The sequence below is a fragment of the Bradyrhizobium sp. USDA 4506 genome (assembly GCF_054058795.1).
Map to the genome: position 1 here is coordinate 5250699 of NZ_JBSSBM010000002.1, position 15140 is coordinate 5265838.

The 15140-nt window shown below is 64.5% G+C and carries 15 protein-coding genes; 7 read left to right on the top strand and 8 right to left on the bottom strand.

Features of this window, described 5'->3' with window-relative positions; genetic code table 11:
• Positions 1–54: 54 nt before the first annotated feature.
• Complete coding sequence (locus ACVIHF_RS27055; protein ID WP_016843729.1) at positions 55–360, top strand: hypothetical protein; 306 nt, start codon at positions 55–57, stop codon at positions 358–360.
• A gap of 237 nt (positions 361–597) precedes the next feature.
• Positions 598–882: a hypothetical protein gene (locus tag ACVIHF_RS27060; protein WP_016843728.1), complete on the top strand. Its 285-nt coding sequence runs from the start codon at positions 598–600 to the stop codon at positions 880–882.
• Positions 883–977: 95 nt separating this feature from the next.
• Here the strand turns inward: ACVIHF_RS27060 and ACVIHF_RS27065 are convergent, their stop codons facing one another.
• From ACVIHF_RS27065 to ettA, 3 genes are all read right to left on the bottom strand, one after another.
• Positions 978–2222: a lytic murein transglycosylase gene (locus ACVIHF_RS27065; RefSeq protein ID WP_456792841.1), complete on the bottom strand. Its 1245-nt coding sequence runs from the start codon at positions 2220–2222 to the stop codon at positions 978–980.
• A gap of 99 nt (positions 2223–2321) precedes the next feature.
• On the bottom strand, positions 2322–2903 hold the full coding sequence (locus ACVIHF_RS27070; protein ID WP_057019130.1) for a TIGR00645 family protein: 582 nt from the start codon (positions 2901–2903) through the stop codon (positions 2322–2324).
• A gap of 165 nt (positions 2904–3068) precedes the next feature.
• On the bottom strand, positions 3069–4718 hold the full coding sequence (ettA, locus tag ACVIHF_RS27075; RefSeq protein ID WP_057019129.1) for an energy-dependent translational throttle protein EttA: 1650 nt from the start codon (positions 4716–4718) through the stop codon (positions 3069–3071).
• A gap of 273 nt (positions 4719–4991) precedes the next feature.
• Here ettA and ACVIHF_RS27080 point away from each other — a divergent pair, with 273 nt between their 5' ends.
• Complete coding sequence (locus ACVIHF_RS27080) at positions 4992–5237, top strand: hypothetical protein (RefSeq protein WP_057019128.1); 246 nt, start codon at positions 4992–4994, stop codon at positions 5235–5237.
• A gap of 117 nt (positions 5238–5354) precedes the next feature.
• Positions 5355–6317, top strand: a complete 963-nt coding sequence (locus tag ACVIHF_RS27085) for a D-2-hydroxyacid dehydrogenase family protein (protein WP_225160019.1) — start codon at positions 5355–5357, stop codon at positions 6315–6317.
• 18 nt (positions 6318–6335) lie between these two features.
• On the opposite strand, the gene ACVIHF_RS27090 is transcribed toward ACVIHF_RS27085, so the two are convergent.
• Positions 6336–7079, bottom strand: coding sequence for a DUF4336 domain-containing protein (locus ACVIHF_RS27090; protein ID WP_456792842.1), 744 nt, complete (start codon positions 7077–7079; stop codon positions 6336–6338).
• 102 nt (positions 7080–7181) lie between these two features.
• Positions 7182–8426, bottom strand: coding sequence for a L,D-transpeptidase family protein (locus ACVIHF_RS27095; RefSeq protein WP_456792843.1), 1245 nt, complete (start codon positions 8424–8426; stop codon positions 7182–7184).
• Positions 8427–8755: 329 nt separating this feature from the next.
• Between ACVIHF_RS27095 and ACVIHF_RS27100 the strand changes: the two genes are divergently transcribed.
• Complete coding sequence (locus ACVIHF_RS27100; protein ID WP_456792844.1) at positions 8756–9607, top strand: hypothetical protein; 852 nt, start codon at positions 8756–8758, stop codon at positions 9605–9607.
• Positions 9608–9624: 17 nt separating this feature from the next.
• Here ACVIHF_RS27100 and sseA read toward each other — a convergent pair whose 3' ends face one another.
• The 3 genes from sseA to ACVIHF_RS27115 all read right to left on the bottom strand — a co-directional run bounded on the left by sseA (position 9625) and on the right by ACVIHF_RS27115 (position 12303).
• Positions 9625–10482 (bottom strand): 3-mercaptopyruvate sulfurtransferase, encoded by an 858-nt coding sequence (gene sseA, locus ACVIHF_RS27105; RefSeq protein ID WP_456792845.1) that lies wholly within the window; start codon positions 10480–10482, stop codon positions 9625–9627.
• Between the two features lie 99 nt (positions 10483–10581).
• Positions 10582–10995 (bottom strand): rhodanese-like domain-containing protein, encoded by a 414-nt coding sequence (locus tag ACVIHF_RS27110; protein ID WP_456792846.1) that lies wholly within the window; start codon positions 10993–10995, stop codon positions 10582–10584.
• Positions 10996–11127: 132 nt separating this feature from the next.
• The gene (locus ACVIHF_RS27115; protein WP_016847779.1) at positions 11128–12303 is read right to left on the bottom strand and encodes a vWA domain-containing protein; all 1176 of its coding nucleotides are present in this window, start codon (positions 12301–12303) and stop codon (positions 11128–11130) included.
• 365 nt (positions 12304–12668) lie between these two features.
• On the opposite strand from ACVIHF_RS27115, the gene ACVIHF_RS27120 reads away from it, so the two are divergent.
• Together ACVIHF_RS27120 and ACVIHF_RS27125 are read left to right on the top strand one after the other, a co-directional pair.
• Entirely contained in the window at positions 12669–13511 is an 843-nt protein-coding gene (locus ACVIHF_RS27120) for an AAA family ATPase (RefSeq protein WP_456792847.1), read from the top strand.
• Between the two features lie 90 nt (positions 13512–13601).
• Positions 13602–15104 (top strand): flavin-containing monooxygenase, encoded by a 1503-nt coding sequence (locus ACVIHF_RS27125; RefSeq protein WP_456792848.1) that lies wholly within the window; start codon positions 13602–13604, stop codon positions 15102–15104.
• Positions 15105–15140 lie beyond the last annotated feature (36 nt).

Genomic DNA, 15140 nt, shown 5'->3' on the forward strand with positions numbered 1-15140 from the left:
GCGAGACAGATCGCCAATGCACGCTGTCCCTGCTGCCGCGAGAAAGGTGAGGCCATGAAGAAGACATTGCTGGCGCTTTGCGCCGTTGCCGCTGTGGCGGCTTCGACTGTGGCGGTGCCCGCCCCCGCCCAGGCACAACGCGGTGTCGCCGCCGGCGTCGCTGCGGGATTGATCGGTGGCGCCATTGTCGGTGGCGCGATCGCATCGCAGAACCGCTATTACGGTCCCGGATACGGCTACTATGCGCCCGGTCCGGCCTATGTCGCCGAACCCGGCTACGGCCCCGACTGCTTCTGGCAGCGCCAGCGGTTCTGGGACGGCTACACCTGGCGCGTTCGCAGCGTCCGCGTTTGCGATTGATCGCCGTTCATCTCGATTAAATCGAACCAAATGTCCCGGAAAAACCGACTGTTTCTCCGGGACATCTGCTGCAGATGGCCAGAAAAAACCGCTTTTCTGCGCGATCAGCCTGCGGACGTTTACTTTCGGTTGACTGTTCTGCGCTGTTTAGCAAGACAGCAGTTCGAGATCAGCGTGTGAGTCACCTCAACCCGGCGCCGAACCACGACGCCACCACCTTCCAGGAGAGCCAAAGACATGAAGAAGACTTTAGCTGCCCTTGTCGCCGTTACCACGATTGCCGGTTCGCTGGCCGTTGCTCCGGCTGCCAAGGCTGGTGACGGCGGCGCCGTCGCAGCCGGCGTTGCCGGCGGCCTGATCGGCGGCGCCCTGCTGGGCGGCGCGATCGCAGGCGCTCGCCCCGCGCCGGTCTATGTCGCACCGGCGCCGGTTTACGTCGAAGAGGCCCCGTGCCGCATGGTTCGTGAGCGCTTCTGGGACGGCTACGGCTGGCGCTTCCGTCGCATCCAGGTTTGCGACTGATCGACCGACACGTTTTCAGCATCACATTCGAAAACCCGGCCTCGCGGCCGGGTTTTTGCTTTTACGCCAACAGGCGGCCTTGCGAGCCAGCCCGATCAGCGCTGCCCGTTCATCGCGCGCAGCACCGCCTCGCTCGGCCAGCAATCAACCTTCAGCCCGGCCTGCTTCTGATAGGCGCCGAGCGCCGCGCGGGTCTGCATCCCGGCCTTGCCGTCGAGCTTGTCCTCGTAGAGACCGATCTTCGTCAGCTGCTGCTGCATCGCCTCGACATCGGCGGAGCGCAGCTGCTTCGACGCCGACCATGGCGTCGCGAATGGCTGCGGGCTCGTCATGCGGTCGGCGAGGTGGCCGACGAACAGCACGTAGAGATCGGAGAAATTGTATTCCTTGATCACGAAGTAGTTCGGCGTGGTCAGGAAGGCCGGACCGTAGCTGCCTTCCGGCTGCAGCAGCGACGCCGATTGCGCCTGCTCGGCGGCGCTGAGCTTCTGCCCGCGCACCGGCACGAAGCCGGCGCGCAGCCACTGGCTGATCGGCTTCGTCACTTCAGGCACGCCCATCGTGCAGTCGGCATTGGCCGGCGCCTGCACCTCATAAGCCCAGCGCACGCCGGGCTGCCAGCCCTTGTTGACCAGCTGCTGCGCGGCGGAGGCGAGCGCGTCCGGCACCGAATGCCAGATGTCGACGCGGCCGTCGCCGTCGAGATCGACGCCGTGCTTGTAATATTCCGACGGCAGGAACTGGGTGTAGCCGGTCGCTCCCGCCCACGATGAGCGCATCTCCTTGCGCGTCACCGCGCCCTCGCCGAGGATCTTCAGCGCCAGGATGAACTCGGTACGGTACTGATCCTTGCGACGGCCGACATAGGCCTGCGTTGCCACCACGCGCAACGTGTCGTAGGGCAGAGAATAGCGTCCGTAGTCGGTCTCGCGGCCCCAGATCGCCAGCACGACGGTGGCCGGGACGCCGAACCGCTTCTCGATCGCATCGAGCGAGGAGCGATACTTCTGCATCAGCCGCTGCCCTTCGGCGGCGAGCCGCGCGATCGAGGCTTCCCTGATATAATCGGCCGGCACCTGCACGAACTCGGCCTGCGCCGGTGCGCCGGTCTTGGGACGTCCTGGCAGGATCAGGTCGGGCAGCTTGTAGTCGGGCTCGAGCGAGCGCGTCTCGCGATCGAAGGTTTCGCGCGACACGCCGGCGGCCTTGGCCTCCGGCCACAGCGAGGCGATGAATTGCGTGAACGCGGCATCGGCGGCGCGCGCGGGTGAGACGACGGATGCGAGCAGGAGCCCGAGGGCAAGCGCGCGGAGGAATGTCAAATCCAACAACCTGTTCACGCAGCGGTCCAATGGGCGCGGCATCAGGCCAACGCCCGCGATATCAGTGTCGTGAGCCTTACCACGACACCGGATTGCTGTGAACCTTGGCGGCCGCGCTCAATGCGCGGCCTGCTTGGCGCCTTCAATCGAGTCGTTCGACAGCTTGTCGACGATGGCGATGCCGATCGCCGACAGGATGAAGACGCAGTGGATGATGGTCTGCCACATCACGCCGGTCTCGGTGTAGTTGCCCTTGCCTGACGACAGCGCGCCGGCCTCGATGAAGGTGCGCAGCAGATGGATCGAGGAGATGCCGATGATCGCCATCGCCAGCTTGATCTTCAGCACGCTGGCATTGACGTGGCTGAGCCATTCCGGCTCGTCCGGGTGTCCCTGCAGATTGAGGCGCGACACGAAGGTCTCGTAGCCGCCAACGATCACCATCACCAACAGGTTCGAGATCATGACGACGTCGATCAGGCCGAGAACGGCCAGCATGATCTGCTGCTCGCTGAAATCGAAGGCATGGGCGAACAGGTGCCACAGTTCCTTGAGGAACAGCACGACATAGACGCCCTGGGCGATGATCAGGCCGACATAGAGTGGCAATTGCAGCCAGCGCGATCCGAAGATCAGCATGGGAACGGGACGCAGCGACCGGCCCTTCGCGGGGGCGCGCGCCTCAGAAAGTGCGGACATGGTGGAGTGCTCGCAGGATTGAAAATTGCGGAGCGCTCTATCTACGCAATCCCGCGCGCTTGAAAAGCGACAACTGGCCGCAGATTGCGCCGCGATGCCGTCACGATCCTGCCAACGAAGAACGGTCGAGCGCGGCGAGATGCCGCGTTCGACCGTTCATACTGGTCAGCGCGTCAGCTTCTTGTACTTCACGCGATGCGGAATGATGCTGTCCTGGCCGAGCCGGCGCATTTTGTCCTTTTCGTAATCCTGGAAGTTGCCCTCGAACCATTCGACATGGCTGTCGCCCTCGAAGGCCAGGATGTGGGTCGCGATGCGGTCGAGGAACCAGCGGTCATGGCTGATGATGACGGCGCAACCGGCGAAATCCTCGAGCGCCTCTTCCAGCGCGCGCAGCGTGTCGACGTCGAGGTCGTTGGTCGGTTCGTCGAGCAGCAGCACGTTGGCGCCCGACTTCAGCATCTTGGCGAGATGCACGCGATTGCGCTCACCGCCTGACAACGCGCCGACCTTCTTCTGTTGGTCAGCGCCCTTGAAGTTGAACGCCGAGCAGTAGCCGCGCGAATTGACTTCCTTCTTTCCGAGCAGGATCAGCTCGTTGCCCCCGGAGATCTCCTCCCACACCGTCTTGTTGCCCTCGAGCGCGTCGCGCGACTGATCGACATAGCCGAGATGCACGGTCTCGCCGACCGTGATGGTGCCCTTGTCCGGCGTCTCCTGCTCGGTGATCATCTTGAACAGCGTGGTCTTGCCGGCGCCGTTGGCACCGATCACGCCGACGATGCCGCCGGGCGGCAGCTTGAAGGTGAGATCGTCGATCAGCAGGCGATCGCCAAATCCCTTGCTGAGACCTTCGAAGTCGACGACGTTGGCGCCGAGCCGCTCGGCGACCGGAATGATGATCTGCGCGGTCTGGGTCTGCTTCTCGCTCGCCTTCTTGAGCAGATCCTCATAGCGCTGGTAGCGGGCCTTCGACTTGGCCTGGCGCGCCTTCGGCGAGGACGCCACCCATTCCTGCTCGCGGGCCAGCGTCTTCTGATGCGCGGCATCCTCGCGGCCTTCCTGCTCGAGTCGCTTCTGCTTCTGCACCAGCCAGGACGAGTAATTGCCCTCGTACGGGATGCCGCGGCCGCGGTCGAGCTCGAGGATCCAGCCCGTGACGTTGTCGAGGAAGTAGCGGTCGTGGGTCACGATCAGGATCGCGCCGGGATAGTTGCGCAGATGGCCTTCCAGCCACGACACCGATTCGGCGTCGAGATGGTTGGTCGGCTCGTCCAGCAGCAGCAATTCCGGCTGGTCGAGCAGCAGGCGGCACAGCGCCACGCGGCGGCGTTCACCGCCGGACAGTTTTGTGACATCGGCATCGTCGGGCGGGCAGCGCAGCGCGTCCATCGCCTGGTCGACCTTGCTGTCGAGATCCCACAGGCCCTGGGCCTCGATCTCGTCCTGCAGCTTGGTCATCTCGTCGGCGGTCTCGTCCGAATAGTTGACCGCAAGCTCGTTGTAGCGGTCGAGGATCGCCTTCTGCTTGGCGACGCCCTGCATGACGTTCTCACGAACGTTGAGTGCCGGATCGAGGTGCGGCTCCTGCTCGAGATAGCCGACGCGGGCGCCCTCGGCGACCCAGGCCTCGCCGTTATACTCCTTATCGAGACCGGCCATGATCTTGAGCAGGGTCGACTTGCCCGAGCCGTTGACGCCGAGCACGCCGATCTTGGCGTCCGGGTAGAAGCTCAGATGGATGTTATCGAGCACCTTGCGGGTCGGGTACGCCTTGGTCAGACCCTGCATGAAATAGATGAACTGGCGAGCCATCCGCTGTCCCTGGAATTGATCCGATTTGTGGAAATTTTGCTGCCGCCGATGTAACGGCCGGCCCCCAAAAGCGCAACCGCGGGACCTCTGTTTTCCGTCCGTTCACCACGTTTGGCGGCTTCACCACGGGTGATTACGGGTTCGACGTCATGTGTGCGCCGAATCACGACAATTGAAACCATCTTTTAATAAATCAGGCCAAAACTCGTTCTCAACGTCGAAAAACGGCGATTTTGGCGGCAGAACCGCGGCCAAAACAGTTGAGGCCACGTCATGGCTACCATCATTTCAGCACCCCTTCCGCGCCCGACGACCAAAGGCGAGGCGACGCTGTTCGCCGAATTCCGCGCCTTTTGGCGCGCCTTCGTCGCCAAGGCTTTCAATCCCTACCGGCCGGAACTGCACTATATGCGCGGCCCGGGTCCGGCCTGCCGTGCCAAGCAGATGGCGCTGTCGCCGGCGGTCCGCTCGATGCTCGCCGATATCCGCGCCACGAAGAAGCCGTCGCCGCGCGTGTGACAATCGCCGCTTTTTGAAACCGCGGCCGCTTGCGCGCCTGCCGATTGCGCGCGACCATGACGGGTATCCCGACGGTTGATCTCCCGCCGTCGTCCTCACCCTGAATGGACCTCCCCGATGACGCGGCTCCGCTGTGCAATCCTCGACGACTATTTTGACATCGCGCTTTCGGTGGCCGACTGGCCGAAGGTCAAGGACCGGGTCGACGTCACCGTGTTCGACAAGCCGTTCGCGAGCGAGGCGGAAGCGGCGACGAAGCTGAAGGATTTCGAGATCATCTGCGCGATGCGCGAGCGCACCCCGTTCCCGAAGAGCCTGCTCGACGCGCTGCCCAGGCTGCAGCTCCTGATCACGTCAGGCATGCGCAACGCGGCGATCGACATGGAGGCCGCCAAGAACCGCAAGGTGGTGTTGTGCGGCACCCAATATAGCCGCGATCCCACCGCGCCGCTGACCATGGGCCTGATCCTGGAACTGACGCGCGGCATCGGCCGCGAGAATGCGCGCATGCACGCCGGCGAGGCCTGGCAGACCTTTGCCGGTACCGAGATCGAGGGCAAGACGCTCGGCATCATCGGCCTCGGCAAGCTCGGCAGCAAGGTCGCCGGCATGGCCAAAGTGTTCGGCATGAACGTCATCGCCTGGAGTCCTAATCTGACGCCGGAGAAGTGCAAGGAGGCCGGCGTCGGCTATGCCAGCAAGGACGAGCTGTTCGCGACATCAGACATCATCACCATCCATGTCGTGCTGAGCCCGCGCTCGCGCGGACTGGTCGGCGCCGCCGATCTCGCCCGCATGAAGCCGTCGGCCTATCTCGTCAACACCGCGCGCGGGCCGATCGTCGATGAGGACGCCCTGTTCGCGGCGCTGCGCGACAAGACGATCGCCGGCGCCGGCATCGACGTGTTCTCGGTCGAGCCGCTGCCGTCGGATCACCCGCTGCGCAAGCTCGACAACGTCGTGATCACGCCGCATCTCGGCTACGCGACGCGCGAGAGCCTGCAGGCGCATTATCAGCAGATGGTCGAGTGCATCGACGCTTTCACCAAGGGCAACGAGCCGCCGCGGCGCCTGGCCTGACAGCAGCATTCACCGCGACTAGCCGAGCCAGCGGAACGCGCGTTCGAGCTCGGCGCGGCCGTTCCGGTCGTACCAGCGCCCGTGGGCGAGGATGATCCGCTCCGGATCCCATTCGATCATGCGGGCGACGGCGGCCTTCATCGCGTCCCTGTCCTGCAGGAAGGTCGAGCGCAGATCGGTTGGCGTGCTGCCATCGGGATCGCGCACGCCGCCGAGCCAGATCAGGAACCGCATCAACGGCGAGCGGACTCGTCCGGCCTCAAAATTCTCGATCAGGTCCGTCAGCAGCAATGTCCGCGACGGCAGATGGAAGAACATGACCTCCGTCATATAGCTGCCTGCCACCGGCAGCGTCGCGATCCACTCATCCCAGGGATAGCCGGATGATCGTTCCAGTGGCTCGCCTTCGAAGGTCAGCCGATTGTCCGCCTGTTGCTTGATCCCGGGCGCAAGGAAGATGCGCGCATCCGGATAGGCAGCATGCCATTCCGGAATCCACCAATAGTGCAGACGATTCGGACCGATGATCCAGCGCGGTACGCCCAGCTCAACGATTGCGGCCTTGAGCTCGGCCAGCAATGGTGTCGGCGAGTGAATGAACAGCCGCCCACCCGGCAGACGAACGATCGTCGCGCGCGTTGGAAACGGCATCTTGAACCAGCGCGGACCGAACCGGATGATCGGACCATCGATCATCCATACGTCATCGGCGACAGGCTTTGGCGCATTCAGCGGCGGATAGGTCTCGCAGACGTCCTGCATCGCATTGCTTCCCAAGCTGCAACGTCGAAATGCGCGGCTTGTTGCAACAAAAAAAGGCGCGCTGTTCGCGCGCCTTTTTCAATGATGAACTTGCCGGTTGGCCTAGCGCACCGTCACCGGTGCGGGCAGCGGCTGCACCGTGGTCGGCTGCGTGCCGGGCAGCGGCGCGGCCGCCTGAGCCTGGGCCGCAGAGGGAGCCATTGGGTTCGGGGGCGTGGCAGAAGCCGTCGCCGTTCCCGGCGGCGGACCACCGGGCAGCACAACCACGCGGGTGCCGACCTTGGCGCGCTCGAACAGGTCGGAGACGTCTTCGTTCAGCATGCCGATGCAGCCCGACGAAACGAACTTGCCGATGGTCGACGGCTGGTTGGTGCCGTGAATACGGTACACGGTCGAGCCGAGATACATCGCGCGGGCGCCGAGCGGGTTGCCGGGTCCGCCGGCCATGAAGCGCGGCAGATAGGGCTGACGCTCGATCATCTCGGTCGGCGGATGCCAATCCGGCCACTCGGCCTTGCGGGTGATCTTCTGCACGCCGGTCCAGGTGAAGCCGTCGCGGCCGACACGGACGCCGTAACGGATCGCCCGGCCGTTGCCCAGGATGTAATAGAGGTAGGTGTTCGACGTATCGACAACGATCGTGCCTGCCGGCTCCTTGGTCGCGAACGACACTTCCTGGCGACGCAGATTCGGCGGCAGTTGCGCCGGGGCGTCTTCTGGCTGCTCGTCCGGCGGCAGCGCCGCGATCTGCACCGGCTTGCCGTTGGCATCGACCGGCGCCTGCTGCTGCGGCACGGCTCCGGTAACGCCCTCGGGCGGACGCATGCCGCCGCGGTCGTCGCCGTAGGAAACACCGGCGGCCGGAACGCCATTGTCGCGATTGGCTTGTTGCGCACCCGGACGATCGCCGTAGATCACCGGCGGCGGCCCCATCGGACGGCCGTAGCGGGGATCATCGGGCGACATCACCGGCCCAGTCGGCGCGCCACGGTCGGAATAGACCGGAGGAGCATTCATCGGGCGGCCATAGCGCGGATCGTCCGGCGACATCACTGGGCCGGTCGGCGCGCCACGATCGGAATAGGTGGGCGCATTCGCCGGACGGCCATAGCGCGGGTCGTTCGGCGACAGCACCGGACCGGGCGGCGGCAGTGCAGCCGAATCCTGTCCGTCATCGTCATTGAGAGCGTCGAAATCCGGCATGCTGCCCTGGGGGTAGGGCTGAGGTGCCGTCGAATAGGCGGTGCCCTGGGACGCCGGATAACCCTGCTGCGCATGCGCAAGCGAGGTTCCTGCCACGCCGAGAGCCGCGGCAGCGCAAATCGTCAGAATGCGGTTGATCATCATTGCTCTGTTATAGTCCCCAAGCCACACCGGACTGTTAACGGCCCAATGCAGGAAGATAGCGGCGCATTCAAGACAAATCCGCGAAACCCGGGCTATTCCGGGCCTTTTGTGATTTCGCGTCGACGCTGCGGCAAAGATGTCTCACGGGTCGGGAATGTTTGTCCACGTGGCCAAAGTCATCAATCACCCGCATTTTGTAACAAACAGTCCCGGGACGTTGCGATATCTTCGAATCGGCCTGATTCGCGCTCACGACGCCGGCTTTCTTGTGTGGTCACCGCGTTCCCTCGACATCGAAGACCCTCCCGCAGAAGGGGGAACCCGCGCCCATGCTCCCCGGCCTTCGTTTTCTGTTCGCCGCGATCGTGCTGGCGACCTCGCTTCTGGTGTTCGGGTTAGGGGCAGCCGCGCTGTTTCGCGCGGCACATGAAGAGTTCGCCAGCATTCCGGCCCGCCGGGCGCCGCCGCCCGAGCCGCAATTCGCGCAGCAGCCCGAGACCCCGCCCGTGCTTGCCATGGTGCGGGTCGATCCGCCCGCCGCCGACAAGGTGACGACCGATACGCCGGCAGCCCCGTCCGAGCCGGCCGCGTCCGAACAACCGGCCGCTCCCGCTGAGATCGCCGCCCCTGCAGCCGAGCCGGAGAAGGTCGCCGCCGTGACGGCGGATGATCGGGTCCCACCCGCTCCGCCGAAGCCGGAGGCTCAAGCCACGGAGATCCCCGCGCCACCAGCTCAGCCCGTCGACGGCGCGGCGCAGATTCCGACCGCAGATCCTTCGCCGGCATCGGAGCCAACGCCCGCTGCCGCCGAAGCCGCACCGGCGGCCACCGAGGCCAAGGTCGCCGCCGTCGCTGATCCGCCCGCCACAACCAGCGAGCCCGCGCCTGCTGCACCGGCACCAGCAATGGTTGCGCCGGAGCCCGCCCCGCCGCCATCACCCGAGGCGATCGCGGCCGCGACCAAGATCGCAACGCTGGGTGGGCCCGAAGTTGTTGTCGAAGTGCCGGTAGCGCCGAAGGCCGCTGAGGCGAAGAAGCCGGAGCGCAGCGCGGTCAGCAAGCCGGCACATCGCAAGGAGCGGCGGCGGATTGTCCGCGCGCCGCCGGTTCGGCAGGTCGTTCAGCAGCAGCAGCTCGATCCGTTCGGCCAGCCGACCCTGGTGCCGCTCACCCGGCGCTAGCAAGCAGGAATGACCTGTCAGGCCGGCCCCGTTGCGATCGGCGGGCCGCTCGCCTGCCCCCATTCCGACCACGAGCCGTCATAGAGCGCGCTCTCGGTGACGCCGAGCCGGTAGAGCGCAAGCGTCAGCACGCCGGCCGAGACGCCGGACCCGCAGCTCGTGACGATGGGGCCATCGAGCTTCACGCCGGCGCCCGCGAACGACTTGCGCAGGTCATCGAGCGGCTTCATCTCGCCGGTCGCGGCATCGAACAATTGGTTGTAGGGCACGTTGCGGGCGCCTGGGATGTGGCCGGCGCGGATGCCCGGCCGTGGCTCCGGCGCGCGGCCCTCGAAGCGGTCGGCGGCGCGCGCATCGATCACCTGCTCGGCACGGCTTTCGACATTGGCGATCATCTGCTCGATGCTGCGCACGCGCTTCGGATCGTAGCTCGCCTTGAAGGTCGCAGGCTTCGGCTTCACCTCGCCGCTCTCGACCGCCCTGCCCTCGGCGCGCCACTTCTTCAGGCCGCCGTTGAGAATGCGCACGTTGCGATGGCCATAGGACAGGAACATCCACCAGGCGCGCGGCGCCGCAACCCAGCCGCCGGCATCATAGATCACCACAGTGTCGGCGTTGCCGATGCCGAGCGCACCGATGTCGCGGCCGAACTGCTCGGCGCTCGGAAACATGTGCGGCAGCGGATTGGCATGGTCGGACACCGCGTCGACATCGAAGAACACAGCACCCGGCAGATGCGCGGCGAGATAATCGTCCTTCGGCAATGGCAGCACGCCGGGCAGCTTGAAGGTCGCGTCGAGCACCTTGACGTTGGCATCGCCGAGATGCGCAGCCAGCCATTCGGTCGAAACGAGCGGATCGTCGGTCGTCGTCATCTTGCGTGTCTCTCCATCGTCATTGCCGGACTTGATCCGGCAATCCATCTTGCTTTGAAGCGATGGACACGCGGGTCAAGCCCGCGTGTGACATCCTGCCTAGCCCTTCTTCTTCGGCTCCCACGCCTCGACCGGCCCGCCGGCCTCGCGCCAGGCGGCAAAGCCGCCGCCCATATGCGCGACGGGCTTCAGGCCCATGTCCTTCGCGGTCTTGGCGGCGAGTGCCGAGCGCAGGCCGCCGGCGCAGTGGAAGATGAACTTCTTGTCTTCCTGGAAGATCGGCTTGGCATAGGGGCTGTTCGGATCGATCCAGAACTCCAGCATGCCGCGGGTGCAGGAGAACGCGCCCGGGATCCTGCCGTCGCGCTCGATCTCGCGGGGATCGCGGATGTCGACGATGACGACGTCGTTCTTGCCGATCAGCGTGATCGCATCGGCCGCGCTGATGGTCTCGATCTCGGCATTGGCCTCGTCGATCATCACCTTGATGCCGCGGTGGATATTCTGGGGCATGGGGCTCTCCCTGGCTTTTCTTGATCGTCATTCCGGGGCGATGCGGCAGCATCGAAGCCGGAACCTCGATCGAATTTCGTCAGCTCGAGATTCCGGATCGGTCCTGCGGACCGTCCGGAATGACGGGATTGGTTACCGCACCAGCTCCCGCATCGCGTTCTCCAGACCTTCGATCGTGATCGGATACATGCGCTCGGAGAACAGGCGGCGGATGATGGTGGTCGATTCCGAATAGTCCCAGTGCTTCTGCGCCACCGGATTGAGCCACACCGCGTGCGGATAGGTGCGGATGATGCGATCGAGCCAGACCGAGCCGGCCTCTTCATTGACATGCTCGACCGAGCCGCCGGGAACCATGATCTCGTAAGGCGACATCGAGGCGTCGCCGACGAACACCACCTTGTAGTCGTGCGGGTACTTGTGCAGCACGTCCCAGGTCGGCGTGCGATCGGTGAAGCGCCGCTTGTTCTGCTTCCACACGCCCTCATAGAGGCAGTTGTGGAAGTAGAAATATTCCATGTGCTTGAATTCGCTCTTGGCGGCCGAGAACAGTTCCTCGACCTGCTCGATATGCGAATCCATCGAGCCGCCGATATCGAAGAACACCAGCACCTTGACCGCGTTGCGCCGCTCGGGGCGCATGTGCACGTCGAGATAGCCGTGGTTGGCGGTCTCCTTGATCGTGGTGTCGAGGTCGAGCTCGTCGGGCGCGCCGGTGCGCGCGAACTTGCGCAGCCGCCGCAGCGCCACCTTGATGTTGCGGATGCCGAGCTCGACATTGCCGTCGAGATCCTTGAACTCGCGCTTGTCCCACACCTTCACGGCGCGGTTGTTGCGGTTCTTCTCCTGCCCAATGCGGACGCCCTCGGGATTATAGCCATGGGCGCCGAACGGCGAGGTGCCGGCGGTGCCGATCCACTTGCTGCCGCCCTGGTGGCGGCCCTTCTGTTCCTCGAGCCGCTTCTTCAGGGTCTCCATGAGCTTGTCCCAGCCCATGGCCTCGATCTGCTTCTTCTCTTCCTCGGTGAGATATTTCTCGGCGAGCTTCTTCAGCCACTCCTCGGGGATCTCGGCCTTGCCCATGGCGTCGAGCAAGCTCTCGAGCCCCTTGAACACAGTGCCGAACACGCGGTCGAACTTGTCGAGATTGCGCTCGTCCTTCACCAACGCGGCGCGCGACAAATAGTAGAAGTTCTCGACCGTCTGCTCGGCGAGATCGGCGTCAAGCGCTTCCATCAAGGTCAGATATTCCCGTAGCGTCACGGGGACCTGGGCGTCGCGCAGCGATGTGAAAAACTGCAGGAACATACCCACCTAGATCGCCCGCTGGGCCGGTGGCGTCAAGGGCCCCCGGCCGTGCTTCATCCCGAGATCAGCCATCCACTTTCACCGGGTTACCTCCGCCGCCGTCGGTCCGTGGCGGCGCCCGCGCCATCGCGGCAAGGTCGCGCCACGCCGGCGATCATTCCGCAGAGCGGAAAGATGATGCATGACATTCCATGCGGAAGCCCACATCGGTACCGCTGCGCTGCGGAATCCGCGCTAGACCGCCCGGCTTTTTCAATTAGAATTGTACCGGACAAGATATCGGAGAGGACATGCGACCGCTGCGAGAGCGGTCGTTTCGTGTGGGGGCCCGGGCCGCCGACGAACGAAGCAAGGCAAACAGATAGATGAAATTCACGGGTACCAAGGACTACGTCGCCACCGATGACCTCAAGGTCGCCGTCAATGCCGCCATCGTGCTCGAGCGCCCGCTGCTGGTGAAGGGCGAGCCCGGCACCGGCAAGACCGTACTGGCCGAGGAAGTCGCCAAGGCGATCGACGCGCCGCTTTTGACCTGGCACATCAAGTCGACCACCAAGGCGCAGCAGGGCCTCTACGAATACGATGCCGTCTCGCGACTGCGCGACAGCCAGCTCGGCGACGCCCGCGTGTCCGACATCAAGAACTACATCAAGCGCGGCAAGCTGTGGGAGGCCTTCACCAACGAGAAGCGCCCGGTGCTGCTGATCGACGAGATCGACAAGGCCGACATCGAATTCCCCAACGATCTGCTGCTCGAACTCGACCGCATGGAATTCCACGTCTACGAGACCGGCGAGACCATCAAGGCGAAGCTGCGCCCGATCGTGATGATCACGTCGAACAACGAGAAGGAACTGCCGGACGCCTTCCTGCGCCGCTGCTTCTTCCACTACATCAAGTTCCCCGACACCGAGACGATGGGTAGGATCGTCGACGTGCATTTCCCCGGCATCAAGAAGCGCCTGGTGGAAGAGGCGCTGCGGATCTTCTTCGAAGTCCGCGAGGTGCCGGGCTTGAAGAAGAAGCCCTCGACCTCGGAGCTGCTCGACTGGCTCAAGCTGCTGCTCAACGAGGACATCACGCCGGAGATGCTCAGGGAGCGCGATCCGCGCAAGCTGATCCCGCCGCTGCATGGCGCGCTGCTCAAGAACGAGCAGGACGTGCACCTGTTCGAGCGGCTGGCTTTCCTCAGCCGCCGCGAAGTCTAGTTCCGATATCGGCAAACGCCGGGGCAATGGCTCCGGCGTCTTGCTTCTGCAGCTCAACAAACAAGCCAACAAGCAAGAAGACCAGGGAAGATGAACGTCCAGACCCAGATCCGGGCCGCCGAGCCCGTCACCACAGAGCATTTCGACGTCCTGATCGCAGGCGCCGGCATCTCCGGCGTCGGCGCCGCCTACCACCTCGCCACGCAATGCCCCAGCACCAGCTTCGTGGTGCTGGAGACGCAGAAGACTTTTGGCGGTACCTGGTCCACCCACCGCTATCCCGGCATCCGCTCCGACAGCGACCTGCACACCTTCGGCTATCGCTTCAAGCCGTGGACCAGCGCGCCGATCGCGACCGCGGCCGAGATCCTGAAGTACATGGGCGAGGTGATCGAGGAGAACGACATCGCCCGTCACATCCGCTATCGCCACACCATCACCGCGGCGAAGTGGTCGAACGAAACCAATCTCTGGACCATCGATGCGACGCGCATCGACACCGGCGAGCGGCTGCGCTTCACCACCAACTTCTTCTGGATGTGCCAGGGCTATTATCGCCACGACGCGGGCTATACGCCCGAATGGACCGACATGGCGAAGTTCAAGGGCACCGTCGTGCATCCGCAGACCTGGCCCGACGACCTCGACTACAAGGGCAAGCGCGTGGTCGTGATCGGCTCCGGCGCCACCGCCGCGACCCTGATCCCGGCGATGGCCAAGGACGCCGGCCATGTCACCATGCTGCAGCGCTCACCGACCTATTTCCGCACCGGCCGCAACGCCATCGAGATCGCCGAGGAGCTGCGCAGGCTGCAGGTCGACGAGCACTGGATCCACGAGATCACCCGCCGCAAGATCCTGTTCGAGCAGGACGCCTTCACCAGGCGGACCTTCGCCGAGCCCGAGGGCGCCAAGAAGGACCTGCTGGCAGCGGTCGAAGCCGTCCTCGGCAAGGACTACGACATCGCCACGCATTTCACGCCGAGCTACCGGCCGTGGCGGCAGCGCATCGCCTTCGTGCCGGATGCCGACCTGTTCCACGCCATCAAGGGCGGCAAGGCGTCGGTCGTCACCGACGAGATCGACCGCTTCACCGAGACGGGCATCCTGCTCAAGTCCGGCAAGCAGCTCGAGGCCGACATCATTATCACCGCGACCGGCTTCCACCTCTCCGCCAACGGCGGCATCGACTTCGAGATCGACGGCAAGCCGCTCGACTTCGCCGATACCGTGACCTATCGCGGCATGATGTTCACCGGCGTGCCGAACCTCGTCTGGGTGTTCGGCTATTTCCGCGCCAGCTGGACCTTGCGCGTCGATCTGGTCGGCGACTTCGTCTGCCGCCTGCTGCAGCACATGAAGGCGACCGGCGCGAACAAGGTGACGCCGGAACTGCGCCCCGAAGACCACAACATGCCGCTGCTGCCGTGGATCGATCCGGAGAACTTCAACCCCGGCTACATGATGCGCGGCATGCACCTCTTGCCGAAGCGCGGCGACAAGCCGGAGTGGCAGCACAACCAGGATTACTGGGCCGAGAAGGACGAATTCCCGGCGATCGACCTCAAGGACAAGGCGTTCGTCTACGGCTGAGCTCCTGATATTAGTCCCGTCATCCTGAGGAGCGCG